The organism is Sphingopyxis sp. 550B (genome assembly GCF_057401805.1).
In genome coordinates, this window is record NZ_CM171610.1 from 684,777 (window position 1) to 705,972 (window position 21,196).

The window sequence follows — 21,196 nt, forward strand, 5'->3', positions numbered from 1 at the left end:
CGGCGGTCACCGCGTCGGCACGGGCTCCGCCCCCGTCCAGTCATAGAAGCCGCGCCCGGCCTTGCGGCCGACCCATCCCGCCTCGACATATTGGACGAGCAGCGGCGCCGGGCGGAACTTGGGGTCGCCGGTGCCGCTGTGCAGCACGCGGATGATTTCGAGACAGGTGTCGAGGCCGATGAAGTCGGCGAGCGTGATCGGCCCCATCGGATGGTTGAGCCCGAGCCGGCAGCCGGCGTCGATGTCGCGCATCGTCGCGACGCCCTCGCCCAGCGCGAACACCGCCTCGTTGATCAGCGGCATCAGCACGCGGTTGACGATGAAGCCAGGCGCGTCGTTGGCGTGGACGATCTCCTTGCCGAGGCCGCGGCCATAGGCCTCGACCGCCGCGAGCGTCGCGTCGCTGGTGGCAAGGCCGCGGATCAGTTCGATCAGCCCCATCACCGGCACCGGATTGAAGAAATGGACGCCGATGAAGCGCGCGGGGTCGGGCGCCGCCTGCGCGAGGCGGGTGATCGGGATCGAGCTGGTGTTGGTCGCGAGGATCGCGGTGTCCGACAGATGCGGCCCGACGCTGGCGAAGATCGCACGCTTGATCTCCTCGCGCTCGGTCGCCGCCTCGATGACGAGGTCGGCGGGGGCGAAGGCGGCATGATCGGCGACGGGGGCGATGCGGGCGAGCAACGCGTCGGCGGCGTCCGGCGTCATCTTCTCCTTTGCAACGAGGCGGCCGAGCACCTTGGCAATGCCCGCCTTGCCCGCCTCGGCGCGCGCGAGGTCGACGTCGGCGAGCAGCACGTCGTGCCCCGCGCCCGCCGATACCTGGGCGATCCCTGCGCCCATTTGCCCTGCCCCGATGACGCCGACGATCATATGCTGCCCTTTCCAATTGGCGGCACCGGCCCGCTGCCCCGCCCGGCCTCCCATCAGGACGCTGTCGTCGGAAGGCGGGTCGGGGAGTGGGCTGGTGCCGGTTCCCGGCGTCAGTCGGGAAAAGCGATCGCGCCGTCAAGGGGCGGAGCGGGGCTCGGTCGCTTCGGCGAGGATCAGCGCGAAGGCGGGATCGGCGTCGTCCCACGTCGCGAGCGGGGTCCAGCCGCCGGCGCGCAGCAGCAGGCTGGCATCACGCGGGCCGTATTTGTGGCTGTTCTCGCTGTGGATCGTCTCCCCCTTCGCCATGCGATAGCGTTGCCCGTCGACGGTGAACGCCATGTCGCACGCGGCGACGAGATGCATCTCGATCCGCGCCTGCCCATCGTTCCAGACCGCGCGGTGAAGGAAATTCTCGATCGCGATATCGCCCTCCAGCTCGCGGTTGATGCGTTCGAGCAGGTTGCGGTTGAAAGCGGCGGTGACCCCCGCCGGATCGTCGTAGGCGGCGATCAGCGTCGCGCGGTCCTTGATCCGGTCGATCCCGATCAGGAGGCGCGAGCCGTCGCCCAGCGCCGCGCGCCAGTTGCGCAGCAGGTCGACCGCGCTGGCCGCGACCATGTTGCCGATCGTCGATCCGGGAAAGAAGCCGAGCTTGGGCAGCGCCGCGATCTCGCGCGGCAGCAGGACGCGCTGGGTGAAGTCGGCCTCGACCGGATAGACGGGAAGGCCGGGAAAGCGCGCCGCGAGGTCGGCGGCGCTGTCGCGCAGCATCGTCCCCGACAGGTCGACGGGCACATAGGCGGCGGGGGCGATGGCATCGAGCAGCAGCGGCGTCTTCGTCGCGCTGCCCGATCCCAGTTCGACCACCGCGCGGCCCGGGCCGATCGCCGCGGCCATCGCGGCGGCATGGCGCTTCAGCAGGTCGGTCTCGCTGCGCGTCGGATAATATTCGGGGAGCGCGGTGATATCCTCGAACAGCGCCGATCCGGTCGCATCGTAGAGCCAGCGCGCCGGAATCGCCTTCTGCGCCTGCGACAGTCCGGCGCGGACGTCGGCGCGAAAGGCGGTGTCGACCCCGGCGGCATCGGCATCGACCTGCCGCAGATGACGGACAACGCCCATGTCAAAGGTCCCGCGCGAGGCGCAGACCGGTGAACTGCCAGCGCTGATGCGGATAGAAGAAATTGCGGTAGGAGGCGCGCACATGGCCGCGCGGGGTCGCGCAGCTGCCGCCCTTGAGCACGAACTGGCCGCTCATGAACTTGCCGTTATATTCGCCGACCGCGCCGGGCGCGGGGCGGAAACCGGGATAGGGTCGATAGGCGCTGCCGGTCCATTCCCACACGCTGCCGAACATCTGTTGCAGTCCGGTGGCGGCGGCCCGTGCCGCGGGCTGCACCGGCTCCGCCGCGTCGAGTTGCTGCCCCGCGGCCGGGTCGAGCGGCGCGGCGGCGGCCTCCCATTCATGCTCGGTCGGCAGCCGCGCGCCGGCCCAGGCCGCGAAGGCGTCGGCCTCGAAGAGGCTGATGTGCGTCACCGGCGCGTCCGGGTCGATCTCGCGCCAGCCCGACAGGGTGAAGCAGCGCCCGTCGCGCCAATAGGCGGGCGCGTCGACGTCCTGCGCCTGCACCCAGGCCCAGCCGTCGCTGAGCCACAGCGACGCGGTGCGATAGCCGCCGTCGGCGATGAACTGCTGCCATTCGCCGTTGGTCACCGGACGGCTGGCGAGTGCGTGCGGCGTCAGAAGCATGGAAAAGCGCGGAACTTCACAGTCGAATGCGAAGCCGTCGCCGTCGTGGCCGACCGCCACGATACCTTCCGCGCCGGTGACCCAGGTCAGCGCGCCCGCCGGGTCGGGTGCGGATGCGGAAGGCGCGGAAGAGCGCGCGGCTTCAAACGCGAATCGCGGTTCGGGCTCCCATAGCGCGGGGCCGAGCGGGTTCTGCGCGAACAGATGCTTGATGTCGGTGAGCAGCAATTCCTGATGCTGCTGCTCGTGCTGGATGCCGAGTTCGATCAGCGCGTGCGCGGCGGGCGGCAGGCCGGGCAGCGCCGCCTGCACCGCCGCATCGACATGGTCCCGCCACGCGCGCACCTGATCGAGCGACGGACGCGTCAGCAGCCCGCGGCGCGCGCGCGCGTGGCGCGGCCCCTCCGCCTCGTAATAGCTGTTGAAGAGATAGGGGTAGCGGTCGTCGAACAGCCGATAGCCGGGTTGGTGATCGCGCAACACGAAGGTTTCGAAAAACCATGTCGTATGCGCGAGATGCCATTTGGCGGGCGAAGCGTCGGGCATCGACTGCGCGCTCGCATCAGCGTCCGACAGCGGCGCCGCGAGGTCGAGCGTCAGTTGCCGCGTCGCGGCGAAGCGCCGCGCCAGATCGGAGACACCGGAAAGCGAAGCGGACGAAACATCTATTCGGCTGGCCATGTCGAGACAATCCGCGAGAGGGCGATTCGGTTTCGCGAGCGGGGAACTATGCGCGGATAGGCAGCGATTGTAAAGAACATATAGGGAACGCCATCGGATGCCCTCTTGCCTTCCAAGGCGGCCGGGAGATGCTCCCCGGCGGAAGCCGGGGCCCGGATCGCGCGCCGGTGACAAACCATCGGGACCCCGGCTTTCGCCGGGGAACGGGCTTATCGGAAAGATAATCGCGTCCTCCCGAAGAGGGGGCCCACGCGTCAGCGCGTCGCGCCGGGTTTCCAGAGGATGTCGCCGCCCGCCGCGGCGTTCAGGTGGCGCGTCAGCACGAACAGATGGTCCGACAGGCGATTGAGATAGGCGAGCGCGAGCGGGTTGAGGGCGCGGTCCGCCCCCGCCGCGACCGCCGACCGCTCGGCGCGGCGCGTCACCGCGCGTGCGAGGTGGAGCCGCGCCGCCGCTTCGCCGCCGCCGGGCAGGATGAAGCTGCGCAGCGGATCGAGCGCGGCGTTCATCGCGTCGATCTCCGCCTCCAGCCGTTCGATCTGGCCGGGGACGATGCGCAGCGCCATATCGTGCGTGCCGAAGCCGTGCTCGGCATCGGCGGGGGTCGCGAGGTCGGCGCCGAGGTCGAACAATTCGTTCTGGATGCGGGCCAGCATCGCCGCTTCGTCGCCGTCCGCGGGCAGCGCCGCGACCGCGATGCCGATCGCGCTGTTCGCTTCGTCGACGTCGCCGACCGCCTGCATCAGCGGCGCCGACTTGGCGATGCGCGAGCCGTCGACGAGCCCCGTCGTGCCGCGATCGCCGGTGCGGGTGTAGATCTTGTTGAGCTTGACCATGGGATTCCTACGGAGAGCTCGGCACCGGCCCACGCCCCCCGGCCTCCCAAACAGCGTAACATTGCGTTGGGAGGCCGGGTGGGGCGTGGGCCGGTGCCGCATACGGGCGAAGCGCTCAGGAACCGGCCGCCGTCACACCGATGATGATGAGCAGGATGATGGTGATCGCCTGCCATTTGATGCGGGCCATCATCATCCGGTTCTGCATCACCTGATTGTCGTGGATCGCCCCCTCGGTCGTGGCGCGATGCCCCTGCGCGAAATAGATGAGACCCCGCGCGAGCGAGAAAAGGACGAGACCGGCCGCAACGACGACCGCGAGGACGAGCAGAATCTGCATTCCCCCTATTTAGGCCATCCGCAGCGAATATCCAGCGGGAAGGCGCCCGGCGCGCAAATCATTCGCCAGCGCGCCCCCGTCGGCGCCCTTTTCGCGCAGCATCGCGAGCGTCGCGGCGCCGTCGCGCTTGGCGAGCCGCCGGCCGTCGGCGCCGCAGACGAGCGCGTGGTGGCGATAGCGCGGCGTCGGCAGGGCGAGCAGCGCCTGAAGCAGCCGGTGAACATCGGTCGAGGCGATCAGGTCGGCGCCGCGCACGACGTGCGTCACCGCCATCGCGGCATCGTCGATCGTGCTCGCGAGATGATAGCTGGCCGGCGCGTCCTTGCGCGCGAGCACGACGTCGCCGTGCGCGGCCGGATCGGCGAGCCGCGCGCCCTGCCCCTCCTCCTCCCAGCGAAGCGGGCCCGCGAGCACCGCGGCGCGCCGCATGTCGAGCCGCCAGCAATGCGGCTCGGCTGCGCGGCGCCGCTCGCGCTCGGCGGCGGTCAGGCGGCGGCAGGTGCCCGGATAGAGGGGACCAGCGGAACCGTGCGGCGCCGCGAGGCTGGCGGCGATGTCGGCGCGGGTGCAGAAACAGGGATAGACGAGCCCGCGCGCCGCCAGATCGGCGAGCGCCGCGGCATAGGCGTCGAGATGCGCCGACTGGCGCACCGGCGCACCGTCCCACGCCAGCCCGAGCCAGGCGAGGTCGTCGAGCGCCGCCGCGACATGGCTTTCGCGCGAGCGGCCGCCGTCGATGTCGTCGATGCGGATTCGGAAGCGGCCGCTCGCCGCGCGCGCCGCATCGTGCGCGAGCAGCGCGCTGTAGGCGTGGCCGAGGTGCAGCTCGCCGGTCGGGCTGGGCGCAAAGCGGGTCAGCATCGAACGGCGCCCTTATCCATATGCTGTGGCGAAACGACAGGGGACTTGCCACATATTGCGGCACATGCCCCCTTGACGTCGGATTCCGTTGCGTGATGTAATGCTGCTGTCACTCGGGAAAGGCAGTGGCGCGCCATCCCGCACCACAGGGGGTTGCGCAGCGAAGCCATGTTCCATCCCGATCTTGCCCGCCATCCCGATCATTGTCCCGCGCTGGTCCTCAACGCCGACTATACGCCGCTGAGCTATTATCCGCTGAGCCTGTGGTCGTGGCAGACCGCGGTCAAGGCGGTTTTCCTCGACCGCGTCACCATCGTCGAGAATTACGAGCGCGAAATCCGGTCGCCGACGCGCACCATGCCGATCCCCAGCGTGATCGCGCTGCGCCAATATGTGAAACCGTCGCAATATCCCGCCTTCACGCGCTTCAACCTGTTCCTGCGCGACCGTTTCGCCTGCCAATATTGCGGATCGGGCAAGGATCTGACCTTCGATCATGTCGTGCCGCGCCGGCTGGGCGGGCGAACGAGCTGGGAAAATGTCGCGACCGCCTGCGCGCCGTGCAACCTGAAGAAGGGCGGCCGCACACCCGCGCAGGCGCACATGCCGCTGCACCGCCAGCCGTGGCGCCCGACGAGCTGGCAGCTTCAGGACCACGGCCGCGGCTTTCCGCCCAATTATCTGCACGAAAGCTGGATCGACTGGCTGTACTGGGACGTGGAACTGGAAGGCTGAACGGCGCGTATCGGGACGGGTCAGCCGGGGGTCATTCGCGCCGCCCTAGCCGGCCGGCAGCCTTTTCGCAGGAGAACAGCCGTGGTTCCCATCGCCCGCGCCGTCGCGCTCAGCTTCACCGCCCTGTCGCTCGCCGCCTGCGCGACGATCATGCCGTCCGAAGAGCCCGTCACGGTGACCGGCAGCATCGCCTATCGCGAGCGTATCGCGCTGCCGCCGACGGCGCAGGTCGAAATCCGGCTCGACGACGTCAGCCTCGCCGACGCCCCCGCGCGCACGCTGGCACGGCAGGCCTTTACCGCCGACGGCCGGCAGGTGCCGTTCGCTTTCTCGCTGACCGTCGACCGGAACCGGCTCGATCCGCGCCACACCTATGCCGTCGCCGCGCGGATCAGCGATGCCGACGGCCGGCTGATGTTCATCACCGACACGCACAACGGCGTCGATTTCGCCGGCAAGGCGCGGGTCGACATGGGGACGCTGAATCTGGTCCGCGCGCGCTGACCGCGCGACGCGCCGCTTGACCGCACCCCTTCGCAGGTGCAGCAAAGGCGCCATGAACCAGCCGATCCAGATCAGCCAGAATCCCGACATCCGCTATCTCGGGCGGATATTGGGCGAGGTCATTCGCGCGCAGGGCGGCGAGACGCTGTTCCGCCGGACCGAATATATCCGCTCGGCGAGCGTCGACCGGCATCGCGGCATCGCGGGGGCCGAGGCGATCGACCCGGGGCTCGACGCGCTGAGTCTCGACGACACGATCGCCTTCGTGCGCGGCTTCATGCTCTTTTCGATGCTCGCCAACCTGGCCGAGGACCGGCAGGGCGTCGCCGCCGAGCCCGGGGCGACGGTGGCGGCGGCGCTCGAGCGGCTGGCGGCGGAGGGAATCGACGGCGATGCGGTGGCGGCACTGCTGGAGCGGGCGCTGGTCGCCCCGGTGCTGACCGCCCACCCGACCGAGGTGCGCCGCAAGTCGGTGCTCGACCATAAGAACCGCATCGCCGAACTGATGCGGCTGCGCGACGCGGGGCGCGACGAAACGCCCGAGGGCGACAGCGTCGAAGCGGCGATTCGCCGCCAGATCGCGCTGCTGTGGCAGACGCGGCCGCTGCGCACCGAACGCTTGTTCGTCGCCGACGAGATCGACAATGCGCTCACCTATCTGCGCGACGTCTTTCTGCCCGTCGTGCCGCGGCTCTATGCGCGCTGGGAAAAGGAGTTGGGGCGGCGCCCCGCGAGCTTCCTGCGCGTCGGAAGCTGGATCGGCGGCGACCGCGACGGCAATCCCTTCGTCACCGCCGAAACGCTGGAGACGGCGACCGGACGCAACGCGGCGGCGGTGCTCAGCCATTATTGCGACGCGGTGCACGCGCTCGGCACCGAGCTGTCGGTATCGCAGACGCTGGCCCCGGTGCCCGAAACGGTCACGGCGCTCGCCGATGCGAGCGGCGACGAAGCGCCGAGCCGCAGCGACGAACCCTATCGCCGCGCGCTGTCGGGCATCTATGCGCGGCTGTGCGCCACCCATGTCGCGATCATCGGCCACCCGCCGCCGCGCCCGTCGATGCTGGCGGGCGAGCCCTATGCCGCGCCCGCCGATTTCCGCCGCGACCTCGTCACCCTCGCCGACGGGCTGTCGGCGGGGGGCGAGGGGCAGCTCGGCGGGCTCGGCGCGCTGGGGCGGCTGATCCGCGCGGTCGAGGTCTTCGGCTTCCACCTCGCGACGCTCGACATGCGCCAGAACAGCGCGGTGCACGAGCGCGTGCTCGCCGAACTGCTGCGCGTCTCGGGCGTCGAGGGCGATTATCTGGCGCTGGACGAGGAGGCGCGCGTCGCGCTGCTGCGCCGCGAACTGGCGGTCGACCGGCCGCTCGCCGCGCCATGGCATCGGTGGAGCGAGGAAACGGCGGGCGAACTGGCGATCGTCCACGCCGCCGCCGCGATCCGCGCGCGGCTGGGGCGCGAGGCGATCTGCCAGTGGATCATCAGCAAGGCCGAAAGCCTGTCCGACCTGCTGGAGGTCCATGTCCTCGCGCGCGAGGCGGGGCTGTGGTCGGGCGACGCCGACGATGCGCTGATGGTCGTGCCGCTGTTCGAGACGATCGCCGACCTCGATCAGGCGCCCGCGATCATGGCCGCCTATTTCGCGCTGCCCGAGATCGCGCAGCGCGTCGGCGCGCGCGGGTCGCAGGAAGTGATGATCGGCTATTCCGATTCGAACAAGGACGGCGGCTATCTGACCTCGACCTGGGGGCTGCATCAGGCATCGGCGGCGCTGACCCCGGTGTTCGCGGCGGCGGGCACCGCGATGCAGCTGTTCCACGGCCGCGGCGGCGCGGTCGGGCGCGGCGGTGGCAGCGCCTTTGCGGCGATCCGCGCACAGCCCGCGGGCACGGTGCAGGGCCGCATCCGCATCACCGAGCAGGGCGAGGTGATCGCGGCCAAATATGGCACCGCCGATAGCGCCGCGACCAATCTGGAGGCGATGGTGTCGGCCAGCCTGCTCGCCAGCCTGGAGCCCGAGGCGAAGAGCGCGGCCGATGCGGCGCGCTTCGCGGGCGCGATGGATGCGCTGTCCGATCATGCCTTCGCCGCCTATCGCGGGCTCGTCTACGACACGCCGGGCTTTCGGGATGTCTTCCGCGCGATGACGCCGATCGCGGAGATCGCGACGCTGAAGATCGGGTCGCGCCCGTCGAGTCGGACGAAGAGCAGCGCGATCGAGGACCTGCGCGCCATTCCCTGGGTGTTCAGCTGGGCGCAGGCGCGCACGATGCTGCCCGGATGGTACGGGACGGGCGAGGCGTTCGCCGCCTTCCCCGACCAGACGCTGCTCGCCGAGATGGCGGCGGGCTGGCCCTTCTTCGCGGCGCTGCTCGACAATATGGAGATGGTGCTCGCCAAGTCCGACATGGGGATCGCGGCGCGCTATGCCGGGCTCGCGAGCCATATCGACGGGCATGACGCGATCTTCATGGCGATACGTGACGGCTGGCAGCGCGCGCACGACGGCCTGCTGCGGATCACCGGCCAGTCGCGGCTGCTGGAGAAGAATCCGGCGCTCGAAGCGTCGATCCGGCTGCGCCTGCCCTATATCGAGCCGCTCAACCTGCTCCAGATCGAGCTGATGAAGCGCCACCGCGCGGGCGAGACCGACCCGCGCATCGCCGAGGGCATCCAACTGACGATCAACGCGATCGCGACGGCGCTGCGGAATAGCGGGTAGCGCAAAGCTCAACCATCACCGTTCGCATCGAGCGAAGTCGAGATGCCCATCGGGAAAGCGAAGCGCAAGACCGACGGGTGTCTCGACTTCGCTCGACACTAACGGAGCGAGGGTCTGGGGATTCGATCAGGCGTCGATGCTGGTCTTCAGGTCGCCGTGGACCAGCCCGCCGTCGACAGCGATCGTGTCTCCGACGACATAGTCGCCCGCCTTCGACGCGAGGAAGATCGCGGCGCCGGCCATGTCCTCCGGCGCGCCGATGCGCTTCACCGGAATGCTCTTCGCGACCGCGTCGCCATGGTCGCGCGCCGCCTTGTTCATGTCCGACTGGAAGGCGCCCGGTGCGATCGCGGTGACGATGATATGATCCTGCACCAGCCGCGCCGCGAGGCGCTTGGTGAGGTAGAGGATCGCCGCCTTCGACGCGTGATAGCTGTATGTCTCCCACGGGTTGAGCCGCATGCCGTCGATCGAGCCGATGTTGATGACCTTCGCCGGCCGGTCCGCCGTGCCCGCGGCCTTGAGCAGGCCGTGCAGCGCCTGCGTCAGGAAGAAGGGCGACTTGACGTTGATGTCCATCACCTTGTCCCAGCCCGCCTCGGGGAAGCCCTCGAACGGTTCGCCCCACGCGGCGCCGGCGTTGTTGACGAGGATGTCGAGCCGCTCCTCGCGCGCCTCGAGTTCCTTCGCGAGGCCGCGGCATCCCTCGACCGTCGACAGGTCGACCGGCAGGCCGACGACCTTGCCGGGGTAGCGGCTGTTGAAATCCTCGACCGCCGCCTCGACCTGCGCCGTCTTGCGCGCCGAGATATAGACGCGCGCGCAGCCCGCAGCGAGGAAGCCCTCGACGATCATCGCGCCGATCCCGCGCGAGCCGCCGGTGACGAGCGCGATGCGGCCGTCGAGGCCGAACATGTCAGTGAGGTTCATAGGATTATCTCTCTTCCGTTCGTGCTGAGCTTGTCGAAGCACCGTTCTTCCCCGCGACGCCCGAAAGAAGGGACGGCCCTTCGACAAGCTCAGGGCGAACGGGGTTTGAAAACTCCTAGGCGGACTTAGTATCCGTTCATCCGAGCAACCTGGTCGATGTGGTAATGCACGTCGCCCATATATTCGGCGAGCGCGCGGTCGCGCTTCATGTAGAGGCCGATGTCATATTCGTCGGTCATGCCGATGCCGCCGTGCATCTGGACGCCCTCGCGCACCGCGAGATTGGCGGCGCGGCCGGCCTTCGCCTTGGCGACCGAGACCATCAGCTTCGCGCCCTCGCTGCCCTCATCGAGAAGCTGCTGCGCCTTCATCACGGTGGCGCGCGCGACTTCCATCTCGCCATAGAGATGCGCGGCGCGGTGCTGGAGCGCCTGGAACTCGCCGATCAGCTTGCCGAACTGCTTGCGTTCCTTGAGGTAGGTGACCGTCATGTCCATCGCGCCCTGCCCGACGCCGACCATCTCGGCCGCGGCGCCGGTGCGGGCGGCGGCAAGCAAGGCATTCAGCACCGCCTCGCCCGCGTCGACCTCTCCGATCACCGCGTCGGCGTCGACCTCGACGCCGTCGAGCGTGACGTGGCTCGCAAGGCTGCTGTCCACCAGGCGGCGCGGGTCGGCGGTCAGCCCCTTCGCATCCCTGGGCACCGCGAACAGGGTGAGGCCGCCGTCGGTCTTCGCCGCGACGATGCTCATGTCGGCGACATGGCCGTGGAGGACGAAACTCTTCTTGCCGTCGAGGCGGAAACCGTTGCCGGCGCGCGTCGCGGTCGTGGCGATGCGGTCGGGGCGGTGCTTGGCGCCCTCGTCGATCGCCAGCGCGACGATTGCCTCGCCCGCCGCGATCGCGGGAAGCCAGCGGTCGGCCTGCGTCCCGCCTGCCTTCGCCAGCGCGGCGACCGCGCCGACGCTGGTCGACAGGAAGGGCGACGGCGTCAGGTTGCGGCCGATCTCCTCGAGCACGATGCCCGCCTCCATGTGGCCCATGCCGAGGCCGCCGTGCGCTTCCGACACCAACATGCCGGGCAGGCCCATTTCGACGAACTGTCCCCACAGATCGCGCGAGAAGCCGGTGGCATCGGCGCTGTCGCGAAGCTGGCGGAGGTGCGCGACCGGCGCCTGTTCGGCCACGAAGGGCGCGACGCTGTCCTTGAGCATCGCCTGGTCGTCATTGTGATAGAGCGGCATAGAAACTCCCTCTCCCCTTCAGGGGAGAGGGCCGGGGAGAGGGGAAGTCGCCCCGGCCCTCTGAAAAACACCAACGGAAGTGGGGTGCGTCCCCCTCTCCCAACCCTCTCCCCTGAAGGGGAGAGAGCTATTTTCACGCCCCCGGCAGATCCAGGATGCGCTTGGCGATGACGTTGAGCATGACCTCGCTCGTCCCGCCCTCGATCGAATTGGCCTTGGTGCGCAGCCAGGTGCGCGCGCGCGCGCCGCCCTTGCTGTCCTCGCTGTCCCATTCGAGCGCCTCGCTGCCGCCGCCCGCCATCACCAGTTCGTGGCGGCGCTTGTTGAGCTCGGTCCCGACATATTTCATCATGTTCGACGACGCGGGATGCGCGCGGCCGGTCTTCCACATGTCCATGAACCGCTCGCCCATCGCGCGATAGGCAAAGACGTCGACGTCGAACGCCGCCATTTCGGCGCGCAGGATCGGGTCGTCGAGCTCGCCCTGCTCGTTCCGGCCGATCGCCTTCGCGAAGGCGCCGCCGATGCTGACCATGTCGCCGCCCGCGCCGCCGCCCGAGATCATCTCGCGTTCGTGCCCGAGCAGATATTTGGCGACGTCCCAGCCGCGGCCCACCTCACCGACGAACTGCGTCTTCGGCACCTTCACATCGTCGAAGAAGGTCTCGCAGAAGGGGCTGTTGCCGCTGATCAGCAGGATCGGCTTGGTCGTGACGCCGGGGCTCTCCATGTCGAAGAGCATGAAGGTGATGCCCTGATATTTGTTCGCCTTGTCGGTGCGGACGAGGCAGAAGATCCAGTCGGCCTTGTCGGCATAGCTGGTCCAGATTTTCGACCCGTTGACGACCCAGTGATCGCCCTTGTCTTCGCCGAAGGTTTGCAGGGACACGAGGTCGCTGCCCGAACCCGGTTCCGAATAGCCCTGACACCAGCGGATTTCGCCGCGCGCGATCTGGTTCAGATAATGGACCTTCTGCTCCTCGGTCCCGAACTTGAGCAGCGCCGGGCCGAGCATCCAGATGCCGAAGCTGTCGAGCGGCGAGCGCGCGTGGATGCGCTTCATTTCCTGGCGCAGGATCTTCGTTTCTTCGGGGCTGAGGCCGGCGCCGCCATATTCCTTCGGCCAGTCGGGAACGGTGTAGCCCCTGGCGACGCACGCTTCGAGCCACTGTTTCTGCGCCGCGTTCTTGAACACGAACTTGCGTCCGCCCCAGCAGACGTCGTCCTCGTCGCGCACGGGCTCGCGCATTTCGGGGGGGCAATTGGCTTCCAGCCAGGCACGCACCTCGGCGCGGAAAGCGTCCGGATCGCTCATCTTCACAGGCTCCTCTTCTGCCGCGCAAACTAGTAGGACTCGGCAAGTTTACGCAAGCGTCAACTTGGATGCGACAAGCTGCCGCTACGGCGCCGTAGCGTCGGTTTGCGAGCCGTTGACGCGCCTTCCCGTGCGCCTAAGCTGGGTGGCAAAAGAAAACGGGAGAGCAGACAATCATGCGATTCGCAGGCAAGGTCGCCGTCGTCACCGGCGCGGCATCGGGGATCGGCAAGGCCGCCGTTCTGAAACTGGCGAGCGAAGGGGCTCACGTCTTCGCCGCCGACATCGACGAAGCCGGCGGGCAGGCGCTCGCCGCCGCCTCGAACGGCCGGATCGATTTCATCCGCTGCGACGTGACGCAGCCGGCCGACATCGAGGCGCTGATGAACGCCGCGGCCGCGAAGGGCGGCGGCATCGACATCGTCTTCAACAATGCCGGCGCGGGCGGCGACCGCGCCCCGATCGACGAGATCACGCCCGAGGGCTGGGACCGCACGATGGACCTGCTGCTGAAATCGGTCGCGATGGGCATCCGCTATGCCGCGCCGCACATGAAGGGGCGCCCCTCCACGAAAAGCGGGGGCGCGAGCATCGTCAACACCGCGAGCGTCGCGGCGCTGGGCGCCGGCTATTCGCCGACCGCCTATGCCGTGGCGAAGGCGGGGGTGCTGCACCTGACCAAGGTCGCGGCGACCGACCTCGCGCAATATGGCATCCGCGTCAACGCGATCTGCCCCGGCTTCATCAACACCAACATCTTCACCGAATCGCTCGAAGTGCCCGAAGCGAGCAAGGACGCCGCGAAGGCGATCATCGCCGACATGAGCGCGCACGCGCAGCCCGTCGCGCGCGGCGGCCAGCCGGAGGACATCGCCAATGCGGTCGCCTATCTGGCGAGCGAGGACGCGGGCTTCATGACCGGCACCCACATGCTGGTCGACGGCGGGCTGACGATCGGCCAGCGCCATGCCTGGGACCCCAATGAACCGGGGATGTTCGACGCGCTGACGGCGATGGAGGAAGCGGCGAAGGCCGGGGCGGCCGCGTGACCGCCGCCGCGGCGGAGGCGCGGCTGCCGCTGCGCCTCAAACTCTATCACGGCCTCGGCAGCATCGCCTATGGCGTGAAGGACAACGGTTTCTCGACCTTCCTGCTGCTTTTCTACAATCAGGTGCTGGGGATGGACGCGAAGCTGGTCAGCCTCGCGCTGATGCTCGCGCTCGTGCTCGACGCCTTCGTCGATCCGGTGATCGGCTACCTGTCCGACCAGACGCACACGCGCTGGGGCCGGCGGCTGCCGTGGCTCTATTTGGCGCCGATCCCGCTCGCCTTCGCCTGGTTCGCGCTGTGGACGCCGGACGCCGACGCCGCGCCCGGCTTCTGGCACCTCGTCATCGTCGCGATGATCGTGCGCAGCCTGGTGTCGTGCTGCGAGGTGCCGTCGGTCGCGTTGCTTCCCGAACTGACGCGCGATTACGACGAGCGGACGACGCTGATGCGCTATCGCTTCCTGTTCGGCTGGGCGGGCGGGCTGCTGATGCTCTTCCTCGCCTATGACGTCTTTCTCGCCAAGTCGCTGCTGCAGGTCGAGGGCTATTATCAATATGGGCTGTTCGGCGGACTGCTGATGGCGGCGACGGTGCTGGTCTCCGCCGCCGGGCAGCATCGCTGGGCGGCGCGCTGGCCCGAACGCAAGCCGTCGACGCTGCGCATCGGCACCGCCTTTCGCGAGATTCGCGAGGCGCTGAGCCATCCGGCCTTCCTCGTCCTGCTCGCGGCGGGCGCGATCGCCTATACGAGTCAGGGGGTGACCTTCTCCATCTCCAACTATCTCTATATCTTCATCTGGCGCTTCTCGCCCGGCGCCTTCATGCTCTATCCGTGGGTGCTGTTCGCGAGCGTCGTCGGCACCTTCCTGCTCGTCGGCCCGGCGCACCGCCGCTTCGGCAAGCGCGCGACCGCGATCGCCGGCGGGCTGATCGGCATGGCCTTCTGGGTCACGCCGTTCCTGCTGCGCCATTTCGGCGCCTGGCCGGTCGAGGGCAGCACCGCCTCGACCGCCGGCCTGTTCGTCTTCTTCTTCCTCGCCAACCTGTTCAGCGTCGCGGTGATGATCTCCGGCGGGTCGATGATTGCCGACATCGTCGAGGCGTCGGAGGTCGAGACCGGGCGGCGCAGCGAGGGCACCTTCTTCGCCGGCAATTTCTTCATGCAGAAATGCGCGACCGGGCTCGGCATCTTCGTCACCGGGCTGCTCGTCGATATCGCGGGCATCCCCGAAAAGGCCGACCCGGCCAAGGTTCCCGAGGCGGTGATCGACGATTTCTCGCTCTATTACTGCGTGCTGGTGATCCTGTTCGCGGTCGTCTCTTCGCTGATCTTCCGCTATTATCCGATCGACCGCGCCGACCATGAGGCGCGCGTCGCGGCGCTGGCGAGCGCGCAGGCGGCGGCAGAGGAGCAGCGATGACCGCCGCGCCGCTCGCGGGCCTGCTGCCGACGCGGATCAAGCTCGCGCACGGGCTGGGCAGCGTCGCGCTGGGGGTGAAGGAGGCGGGGCTCACCACCTTCTTCATGATCTATTACAACCAGGTGCTCGGCTTCGACCCGCGCATCGTGTCGCTGGTGCTGATCGGCGCGATGTTCGTCGACGGGCTCGCCGACCCGCTGATCGGCCGCCTGACCGACGCAACGCGCACGCGGCTGGGGCGGCGGCTGCCGTGGCTCTATGGCGCCGCGGTGCCGATGGCGATCGCCTGGACGCTGCTGTGGCTGTCGCCCGACATCGCGACCCATTCGACGCTGGGCCTCGCACTCAACCTGATCGCGGTGCGCATCCTGGTGTCGGCGTGCGAGATTCCGTCGATCTCGCTCGTCGCCGAGCTGACCCACGACTATGACGAGCGCACCGCGCTGATGCGCTATCGCTTCCTGTTCGGCTGGCTCGGCGGGCTGCTCGCGACCGCGCTCGCCTATGGCTATTTCCTGAAATCGGACGATCCGGGCCAGAACGGCCTGCTCGATCCTTCGGGCTACGCCGCCTTCGGGCTGTTCGGCGCGGTGCTGATCCTCGTCTCGACGCTGGGCTCGGCGGCCGGGCAGCATCGGCGGATCATGACGCTGCCGCCGCGCCCGCCGGTGCAGCGCCACGGGCTCGCGATGCTCGCCGACATCGCGCTCGCCTTCCGCAATCCCGCCTTCCTGGCGCTGACGAGCGGGGCGCTGTTCCTCGTCACCGGCTATGCGACGATGATCGCGTCGGTCAATTACATGATGCTCTATGTCTGGCAGCTCAGCGATGCGCAGCTCGCCTGGTATCCGGCCGGGCTCGCCATCGCGGTGTTCGGCGCCTTCTTCGCGGTCGGCCGCGCGCACCGCCGCTTCGGCAAGCGCGACACCGCGGTCGGCGCGATCCTGTTCAGCGGCGCGGTTGGATTCCTGCCCTATGCCGCGCGCAACCTCGGCTGGTGGGCCGAACTGGGCGGCTGGCCGTCGATGATCCTGCTGCTGGTCTTCATGACCGTGTCGCTGCTCGGTTTCGTCGTCGCGACGATCTCCGCCTCGTCGATGGTCGCCGAGATCGTCGAGGCGCACGAGGTCGAGCACGGGACGCGGATCGAGGGGGTCTTCTTCGCCGGCTATCTGATGACCCAGAAATTCGGCCAGGCGCTCGGCATCTTCCTGGTCGGCGAACTCGTCGTCTTCGCCGGGCTCGGCGACCGCGTCCGGCCCGAGGATCTGGCGCCCGGCACCGCCACCGCGCTGGCGTGGGCCTTCACGGGCGCGATGGTTTTGATCTCCATCATCGCCGCGCTGCTGCTGCGCCGCTATACGATCGACCGGGCCGGCCACGAGGCCCGCCTCGCCGCCCTCGCCTCGACCAGGCGCGAGGGGCCGACACCGTAGCGGAAGATTGCGCGCGCTTTGCGCTTCGGGCAATTTTCTGCGCCGCGGGACTTGGCAAAGGGGGGCGAATCGGCCCATAGGCTTACGTGAACGTAAAGGGAAAGGAAGCTGCGATGGATTTCGACCTCACCGATCGGCAGAAGCACTGGCAGGGCCGGGTGCGCGAATTCATCGAACGCAAGGTGCGGCCCGCGGTCCCGACCTACAAGGAGCAGGATGCGGCGGGCGATCGCTGGAAGGTGATCCAGATCGTCGAGGACCTGAAGGCCGAGGCGAAGGCTGCAGGCATCTGGAACCTGTTCATGCCGCCGCGCAGCGACGCGCATCATCATGTCGACGAGACGTTCGAGTTCGAGGGTCCCGGCCTCACCAACCTCGAATATGCGCTGTGCGCCGAGGAGATGGGCCGCGTCGGCTTCGCGAGCGAGGTGTTCAACTGTTCGGCGCCCGACACCGGCAACATGGAGGTGTTCCATCGCTACGGCACCGCCGCTCAGAAGGAAAAATGGCTGAAGCCGCTGATGAACGGCGAAATCCGTTCGGCCTTTTTGATGACCGAGCCGCAGGTCGCCTCGTCCGATGCGACCAATATCGAGACGCGGATCGAGCGCGACGGCGACGATTATGTGATCAACGGCACCAAATGGTGGTCGTCGGGCGCGGGCGATCCGCGCTGCAAGGTCGCGATCGTGATGGGCAAGACCGACTTCGGCGCCAAGCGCCACCAGCAGCAGTCGATGCTGGCGGTGCCGATGGACGCGCCGGGCATCAACATCATCCGCCACCTGCCCGTCTTCGGCTATGACGACGCCCCGCACGGCCATATGGAAATCGAACTGAAGGACGTGCGCGTCAACGCCGAGGATGCGATGCTGCTGGGCGAGGGCCGTGGGTTCGAGATCGCGCAGGGCCGGCTCGGGCCGGGGCGCATCCATCACTGCATGCGCACGATCGGCGTCGCCGAGGAAGCGCTGGAGAAGATGTGCCGGCGGCTCCAGTCGCGCGTCGCCTTCGGCAAGACGATCGCCGAGCACAGCATCTGGGAACAGCGCATCGCACGCGCGCGCATCGATATCGAGATGACGCGCCTCCTGTGCCTGAAGGCGGCCGACATGATGGACAAGGTCGGCAACAAGTCGGCGGCGGCCGAGATCGCGATGATCAAGGTGCAGGCGCCGTCGATGGCGCTGCAGATCATAGACGACGCGATCCAGGCGCATGGCGGCGGCGGCGTCAGCGAGGATTTCGGCCTCGCCAAGATGTATTCCGGGCAGCGCACGCTGCGCCTTGCCGACGGGCCGGACGAGGTTCACGCGCGCGCCATCGCCCGCATCGAGCTTGCCAAGCATTCGGCGGCGCTGAACGACCCGGGCTTTTCGTCGGGCGACGTCGGGGTTTCGCGTTAAATCTTGAACCGTTCGCCCTGAGCCTGTCGAAGGGCCGTTCTTTTCTTTTGACGACATGAAGGAAGAACGGTGCTTCGACAAGCTCGGCACGAACGGCAATGAGGGAAGCATAGAATGACCAAAGCCGCCGTCCTGATCGAACCCGGCAAGCCGCTCGTCATCGAGCAGATCGTCGTCGACGCGCCCGGCCCGCACGAGGTGCGCATCCGCACCGCCGCCTGCGGCCTGTGCCATTCGGACCTGCATTTCATCGACGGCGCCTATCCGCACCCGCTGCCCGCGATCCCGGGCCACGAGGCGGCGGGGATCGTCGAGGCGGTCGGCAGCGAGGTGCGCACGGTCAAGCCCGGCGACGCGGTCGTCACCTGCCTGTCGGCCTTCTGCGGCCACTGCGAATTCTGCGTGACGGGCCGCATGTCGCTGTGCCTCGGCGGCGACACGCGGCGGCCGGCCGGATCGGCGCCGCGCATCACGCGGCCCGACGGATCGCCCGTCAACCAGATGCTCAACCTCAGCGCCTTTTCGGAGGTGATGCTGGTCCACGAACATGCCTGCGTCGCGATCGACCCGGATATGCCGCTCGACCGCGCCGCGGTGATCGGCTGCGCGGTGACGACGGGCGCGGGAACGATCTTCAACGCCTGCAAGGTCACGCCGGGCGAGACGGTCGCGGTCGTCGGCTGCGGCGGCGTCGGCCTCGCGACGATCAACGCCGCGAAGATCGCGGGCGCGGGGCGCATCATCGCCGCCGACCCGGTGCCCGAGAAGCGCGAGCTGGCGATGAAGCTGGGCGCGACCGACACGGTCGACGCGCTCGCCGACGATGCTGCGAAGCAGATCGTCGAGATGACCAGGGGCGGCGTCGATCATGCGATCGAGGCGGTCGGGCGCCCGGCTTCGGCAAAGCTCGCGGTGGCGTCGCTGCGCCGCGGCGGCACCGCGACGATCCTGGGCATGATGCCGCTCAATGAACAGGTTGGGCTCGGCGCGATGGACCTGCTCGCGAGCAAGAAGCTGCAGGGCGCGATCATGGGCGGCAACCGCTTCCCGGTCGACATTCCGCGACTGGTCGATTTCTACCTGCGCGGACTGCTCGACCTCGACAGCATCGTCGCCGAGACGATTCCGCTCGAGAAGATCAACGAGGGATTCGACAAGATGAAGAAGGGCGATGCCGCGCGGTCGGTGATCGTGTTCGATCAGTGATCCTCCATCCCCTTGCTCAGCCCGAACGGGAAAAGAGGCCCGCATGACGACAGCAATGGACGCACAGAAACTTTTCTCCGGCACCGTCGCGCCCGAGGGCGCCGACATCCTCGACGAGGCGAAGCTGACGGCGTGGATGGAAGCGAATGTCGAAGGCTTTCAGGGACCGCTGACGCAGAGCAAGTTCGCCGGCGGCCAGTCGAATCCGACATACAGGATCGCCTCGCCGTCCGGCAATTATGTGCTGCGCCGCAAGCCCTTCGGTCCGCTGCTCCCCTCGGCGCACGCGGTCGACCGCGAATACAAGGTGCAGGCGGGGCTCCACAAGATGGGCTTCCCGGTCGCGCGCCAGTACGGGCTGTGCACCGACGAAAGCGTGGTGGGAAGCTGGTTCTATGTGATGGACATGGTCGACGGCCACACCATCTGGGACGGGTCGATGCCGGGATCGACGCCGGAGAATCGCCGCGCCACTTATGATGCGATGATCGACACGCTCGCCGCGCTGCACGGCGTCGATGTCGCAGCGGCGGGATTGTCCGATTTCGGCAAGCCGGGCAATTATTTCGGCCGCCAGGTCGACCGCTGGACCAAGCAGTACAGGCTGTCCGAAACCGAGACGATGGACGAGATGGAGCGGCTGATCGCGTGGCTGCCCGCGACGCTGCCCGAACAGACGCGCACCAGCGTCGTCCATGGCGACTATCGCATCGACAACATGATCTGGGCCAGCGATCGGCCGCAAGTGCGCGCGGTGCTCGACTGGGAATTGTCGACGCTCGGCGATCCGCTCGCCGATTTCACCTATGTCGCCATGGCGTGGGTGACCGAAAACGGCGGCCGGTCGGGCGTCGCCGACCTCGACCGCAAGGCGCTGGGCATTCCCGAGCTCGAAGAGATGGTCGAGCGCTATTGCGCGGCGACCGGGCGCGACAGCGTGCCCGACATGAACTGGTATTTCGCCTATAATTTCTTCCGCCTCGCGGGCATCATGCAGGGGATCAAGAAGCGCGTCATCGACGGTACCGCTTCCTCCGCCCATGCGAAGGAGATGTCCGAACGCGTCCTGCCGCTCGCGCAGCGGGCGTGGGAGTTTGCCAGAAAGGCCGGCGCATGAATCTGTTCGACATGCAGGGCGAGGTCGCGCTGATCACCGGATCGTCGCGCGGCATCGGCAAGGCGATCGCCGAGGCGATGGCCGCGCACGGCGCAAAGGTCGTGATCTCGAGCCGCAAGCAGGACGCCTGCGACGCGGTGGCGGCGGAGATCAACGCGCGGCACGGCGCAGGCACCGCAATCGCCGTTGCCGCGAACATCTCCTCGAAGGAGAACCTGCAGCATCTGGTGGACGAGACGGTGGCCGCCTTCGGCCCCGTCACCGCGCTCGTCTGCAACGCCGCCTCCAATCCCTATTACGGTCCGTCGGCGGGGATCAGCGACGATGCGTTCCGCAAGATTCTCGACAACAACATCCTGTCGAACCACTGGCTGATTCACATGTGCGCCCCGGCGATGACGGCGGCGGGCAAGGGGTCGATCACGATCATCAGCTCGATCGGCGGGCTGAAGGGATCATCGATCATCGGCGCTTATTGCATCTCGAAGGCCGCCGACATGCAGATGGCGCGCAATCTGGCCGACGAGTTCGGACCCGCCGGCGTGCGCGTGAACTGCATCGCGCCGGGCCTGATCAAGACCGATTTCGCCCGCGCGCTGTGGGAAAATCCCGACACGCTGGAGGTTTCGACGCGCCGGTCGCCGCTGCGCCGCATCGGCGAGCCGCACGAGATCGCGGGCGCCGCGGTCTTTCTCGCGAGCCCGGCGGGCGGCTTCACCACCGGCCAGACGATCGTCATCGACGGCGGCAACACATCGAGCGGAGGCTGA

The 21,196-nt window shown here is 68.2% G+C and carries 19 protein-coding genes; 10 read left to right on the forward strand and 9 right to left on the reverse strand.

The genetic code is table 11. The annotated features are described in order from the left end of the window. Positions 1–6: 6 nt before the first annotated feature. The 6 genes from AC2S9W_RS03150 to gluQRS form a co-directional block, all read right to left on the reverse strand. Positions 7–873 carry a 3-hydroxyacyl-CoA dehydrogenase NAD-binding domain-containing protein gene (locus AC2S9W_RS03150; RefSeq protein WP_486571617.1) on the reverse strand — a complete coding sequence of 289 codons (867 nt, stop codon included), beginning with the start codon at positions 871–873 and terminating at the stop codon, positions 7–9. Between the two features lie 135 nt (positions 874–1,008). After that, positions 1,009–1,995, reverse strand: coding sequence for an L-histidine N(alpha)-methyltransferase (egtD, locus tag AC2S9W_RS03155; RefSeq protein ID WP_486571618.1), 987 nt, complete (start codon positions 1,993–1,995; stop codon positions 1,009–1,011). A gap of 1 nt (position 1,996) precedes the next feature. Beyond that, the gene (gene egtB, locus AC2S9W_RS03160) at positions 1,997–3,304 is read right to left on the reverse strand and encodes an ergothioneine biosynthesis protein EgtB (protein ID WP_486571619.1); all 1,308 of its coding nucleotides are present in this window, start codon (positions 3,302–3,304) and stop codon (positions 1,997–1,999) included. Positions 3,305–3,558: 254 nt separating this feature from the next. After that, positions 3,559–4,140, reverse strand: coding sequence for a cob(I)yrinic acid a,c-diamide adenosyltransferase (locus AC2S9W_RS03165; protein WP_486571620.1), 582 nt, complete (start codon positions 4,138–4,140; stop codon positions 3,559–3,561). Positions 4,141–4,255: 115 nt separating this feature from the next. Beyond that, on the reverse strand, positions 4,256–4,480 hold the full coding sequence (locus AC2S9W_RS03170; RefSeq protein ID WP_067113372.1) for an HIG1 domain-containing protein: 225 nt from the start codon (positions 4,478–4,480) through the stop codon (positions 4,256–4,258). Positions 4,481–4,489: 9 nt separating this feature from the next. Further along, on the reverse strand, positions 4,490–5,341 hold the full coding sequence (gluQRS, locus tag AC2S9W_RS03175) for a tRNA glutamyl-Q(34) synthetase GluQRS (RefSeq protein WP_486571621.1): 852 nt from the start codon (positions 5,339–5,341) through the stop codon (positions 4,490–4,492). A 168-nt stretch (positions 5,342–5,509) separates the two neighbouring features. On the opposite strand from gluQRS, the gene AC2S9W_RS03180 reads away from it, so the two are divergent. From AC2S9W_RS03180 to ppc, 3 genes are all read left to right on the forward strand, one after another. Further along, positions 5,510–6,076, forward strand: coding sequence for an HNH endonuclease (locus AC2S9W_RS03180; RefSeq protein ID WP_067113387.1), 567 nt, complete (start codon positions 5,510–5,512; stop codon positions 6,074–6,076). Between the two features lie 81 nt (positions 6,077–6,157). After that, positions 6,158–6,580, forward strand: coding sequence for a YbaY family lipoprotein (locus tag AC2S9W_RS03185; RefSeq protein ID WP_486571622.1), 423 nt, complete (start codon positions 6,158–6,160; stop codon positions 6,578–6,580). Between the two features lie 52 nt (positions 6,581–6,632). After that, positions 6,633–9,302, forward strand: a complete 2,670-nt coding sequence (gene ppc, locus AC2S9W_RS03190; protein ID WP_286749727.1) for a phosphoenolpyruvate carboxylase — start codon at positions 6,633–6,635, stop codon at positions 9,300–9,302. Positions 9,303–9,428: 126 nt separating this feature from the next. Here ppc and AC2S9W_RS03195 read toward each other — a convergent pair whose 3' ends face one another. The 3 genes from AC2S9W_RS03195 to AC2S9W_RS03205 form a co-directional block, all read right to left on the reverse strand. Further along, a complete protein-coding gene (locus tag AC2S9W_RS03195) occupies positions 9,429–10,232 on the reverse strand; it encodes an SDR family oxidoreductase (RefSeq protein WP_067113381.1) in 804 nt (267 codons plus the stop codon). Positions 10,233–10,357: 125 nt separating this feature from the next. After that, positions 10,358–11,476, reverse strand: a complete 1,119-nt coding sequence (locus AC2S9W_RS03200) for an acyl-CoA dehydrogenase family protein (RefSeq protein WP_286749726.1) — start codon at positions 11,474–11,476, stop codon at positions 10,358–10,360. Positions 11,477–11,609: 133 nt separating this feature from the next. After that, a complete protein-coding gene (locus AC2S9W_RS03205; protein ID WP_067109766.1) occupies positions 11,610–12,791 on the reverse strand; it encodes an acyl-CoA dehydrogenase family protein in 1,182 nt (393 codons plus the stop codon). Between the two features lie 176 nt (positions 12,792–12,967). Here AC2S9W_RS03205 and AC2S9W_RS03210 point away from each other — a divergent pair, with 176 nt between their 5' ends. The 7 genes from AC2S9W_RS03210 to AC2S9W_RS03240 all read left to right on the forward strand — a co-directional run bounded on the left by AC2S9W_RS03210 (position 12,968) and on the right by AC2S9W_RS03240 (position 21,196). Next, on the forward strand, positions 12,968–13,840 hold the full coding sequence (locus tag AC2S9W_RS03210; RefSeq protein WP_286750112.1) for an SDR family NAD(P)-dependent oxidoreductase: 873 nt from the start codon (positions 12,968–12,970) through the stop codon (positions 13,838–13,840). Beyond that, positions 13,837–15,261, forward strand: coding sequence for an MFS transporter (locus AC2S9W_RS03215; protein ID WP_286750113.1), 1,425 nt, complete (start codon positions 13,837–13,839; stop codon positions 15,259–15,261). The genes AC2S9W_RS03210 and AC2S9W_RS03215 overlap by 4 nt, the downstream gene beginning before the upstream one ends. Continuing rightward, positions 15,258–16,697 carry an MFS transporter gene (locus tag AC2S9W_RS03220; RefSeq protein ID WP_286750114.1) on the forward strand — a complete coding sequence of 480 codons (1,440 nt, stop codon included), beginning with the start codon at positions 15,258–15,260 and terminating at the stop codon, positions 16,695–16,697. The genes AC2S9W_RS03215 and AC2S9W_RS03220 overlap by 4 nt, the downstream gene beginning before the upstream one ends. 113 nt (positions 16,698–16,810) lie before the next feature. Then, entirely contained in the window at positions 16,811–18,103 is a 1,293-nt protein-coding gene (locus AC2S9W_RS03225; protein WP_067109747.1) for an acyl-CoA dehydrogenase family protein, read from the forward strand. A gap of 114 nt (positions 18,104–18,217) precedes the next feature. Next, positions 18,218–19,309 (forward strand): Zn-dependent alcohol dehydrogenase, encoded by a 1,092-nt coding sequence (locus AC2S9W_RS03230; protein WP_286750115.1) that lies wholly within the window; start codon positions 18,218–18,220, stop codon positions 19,307–19,309. 43 nt (positions 19,310–19,352) lie between these two features. Continuing rightward, positions 19,353–20,426, forward strand: coding sequence for a phosphotransferase family protein (locus AC2S9W_RS03235; RefSeq protein ID WP_486571623.1), 1,074 nt, complete (start codon positions 19,353–19,355; stop codon positions 20,424–20,426). Next, positions 20,423–21,196: an SDR family NAD(P)-dependent oxidoreductase gene (locus tag AC2S9W_RS03240; protein ID WP_486571624.1), complete on the forward strand. Its 774-nt coding sequence runs from the start codon at positions 20,423–20,425 to the stop codon at positions 21,194–21,196. The genes AC2S9W_RS03235 and AC2S9W_RS03240 overlap by 4 nt, the downstream gene beginning before the upstream one ends.

Excerpts from the sequence above, each read along its gene's own strand:
- egtB (WP_486571619.1), bottom strand. The coding sequence starts at position 3,304 with ATGGCCAGCCGAATAGATGTTTCGTCCGCTTCGCTTTCCGGTGTCTCC.
- AC2S9W_RS03240 (WP_486571624.1), top strand. The coding sequence starts at position 20,423 with ATGAATCTGTTCGACATGCAGGGCGAGGTCGCGCTGATCACCGGATCG.
- AC2S9W_RS03235 (WP_486571623.1), top strand. The coding sequence starts at position 19,353 with ATGACGACAGCAATGGACGCACAGAAACTTTTCTCCGGCACCGTCGCG.
- gluQRS (WP_486571621.1), bottom strand. The coding sequence starts at position 5,341 with ATGCTGACCCGCTTTGCGCCCAGCCCGACCGGCGAGCTGCACCTCGGC.
- AC2S9W_RS03230 (WP_286750115.1), top strand. The coding sequence starts at position 18,218 with ATGACCAAAGCCGCCGTCCTGATCGAACCCGGCAAGCCGCTCGTCATC.
- AC2S9W_RS03200 (WP_286749726.1), bottom strand. The coding sequence starts at position 11,476 with ATGCCGCTCTATCACAATGACGACCAGGCGATGCTCAAGGACAGCGTC.
- AC2S9W_RS03205 (WP_067109766.1), bottom strand. The coding sequence starts at position 12,791 with ATGAGCGATCCGGACGCTTTCCGCGCCGAGGTGCGTGCCTGGCTGGAA.
- AC2S9W_RS03195 (WP_067113381.1), bottom strand. The coding sequence starts at position 10,232 with ATGAACCTCACTGACATGTTCGGCCTCGACGGCCGCATCGCGCTCGTC.
- AC2S9W_RS03180 (WP_067113387.1), top strand. The coding sequence starts at position 5,510 with ATGTTCCATCCCGATCTTGCCCGCCATCCCGATCATTGTCCCGCGCTG.
- AC2S9W_RS03210 (WP_286750112.1), top strand. The coding sequence starts at position 12,968 with ATGCGATTCGCAGGCAAGGTCGCCGTCGTCACCGGCGCGGCATCGGGG.
- ppc (WP_286749727.1), top strand. The coding sequence starts at position 6,633 with ATGAACCAGCCGATCCAGATCAGCCAGAATCCCGACATCCGCTATCTC.
- AC2S9W_RS03165 (WP_486571620.1), bottom strand. The coding sequence starts at position 4,140 with ATGGTCAAGCTCAACAAGATCTACACCCGCACCGGCGATCGCGGCACG.
- AC2S9W_RS03170 (WP_067113372.1), bottom strand. The coding sequence starts at position 4,480 with ATGCAGATTCTGCTCGTCCTCGCGGTCGTCGTTGCGGCCGGTCTCGTC.
- AC2S9W_RS03150 (WP_486571617.1), bottom strand. The coding sequence starts at position 873 with ATGATCGTCGGCGTCATCGGGGCAGGGCAAATGGGCGCAGGGATCGCC.
- AC2S9W_RS03220 (WP_286750114.1), top strand. The coding sequence starts at position 15,258 with ATGACCGCCGCGCCGCTCGCGGGCCTGCTGCCGACGCGGATCAAGCTC.
- AC2S9W_RS03225 (WP_067109747.1), top strand. The coding sequence starts at position 16,811 with ATGGATTTCGACCTCACCGATCGGCAGAAGCACTGGCAGGGCCGGGTG.
- egtD (WP_486571618.1), bottom strand. The coding sequence starts at position 1,995 with ATGGGCGTTGTCCGTCATCTGCGGCAGGTCGATGCCGATGCCGCCGGG.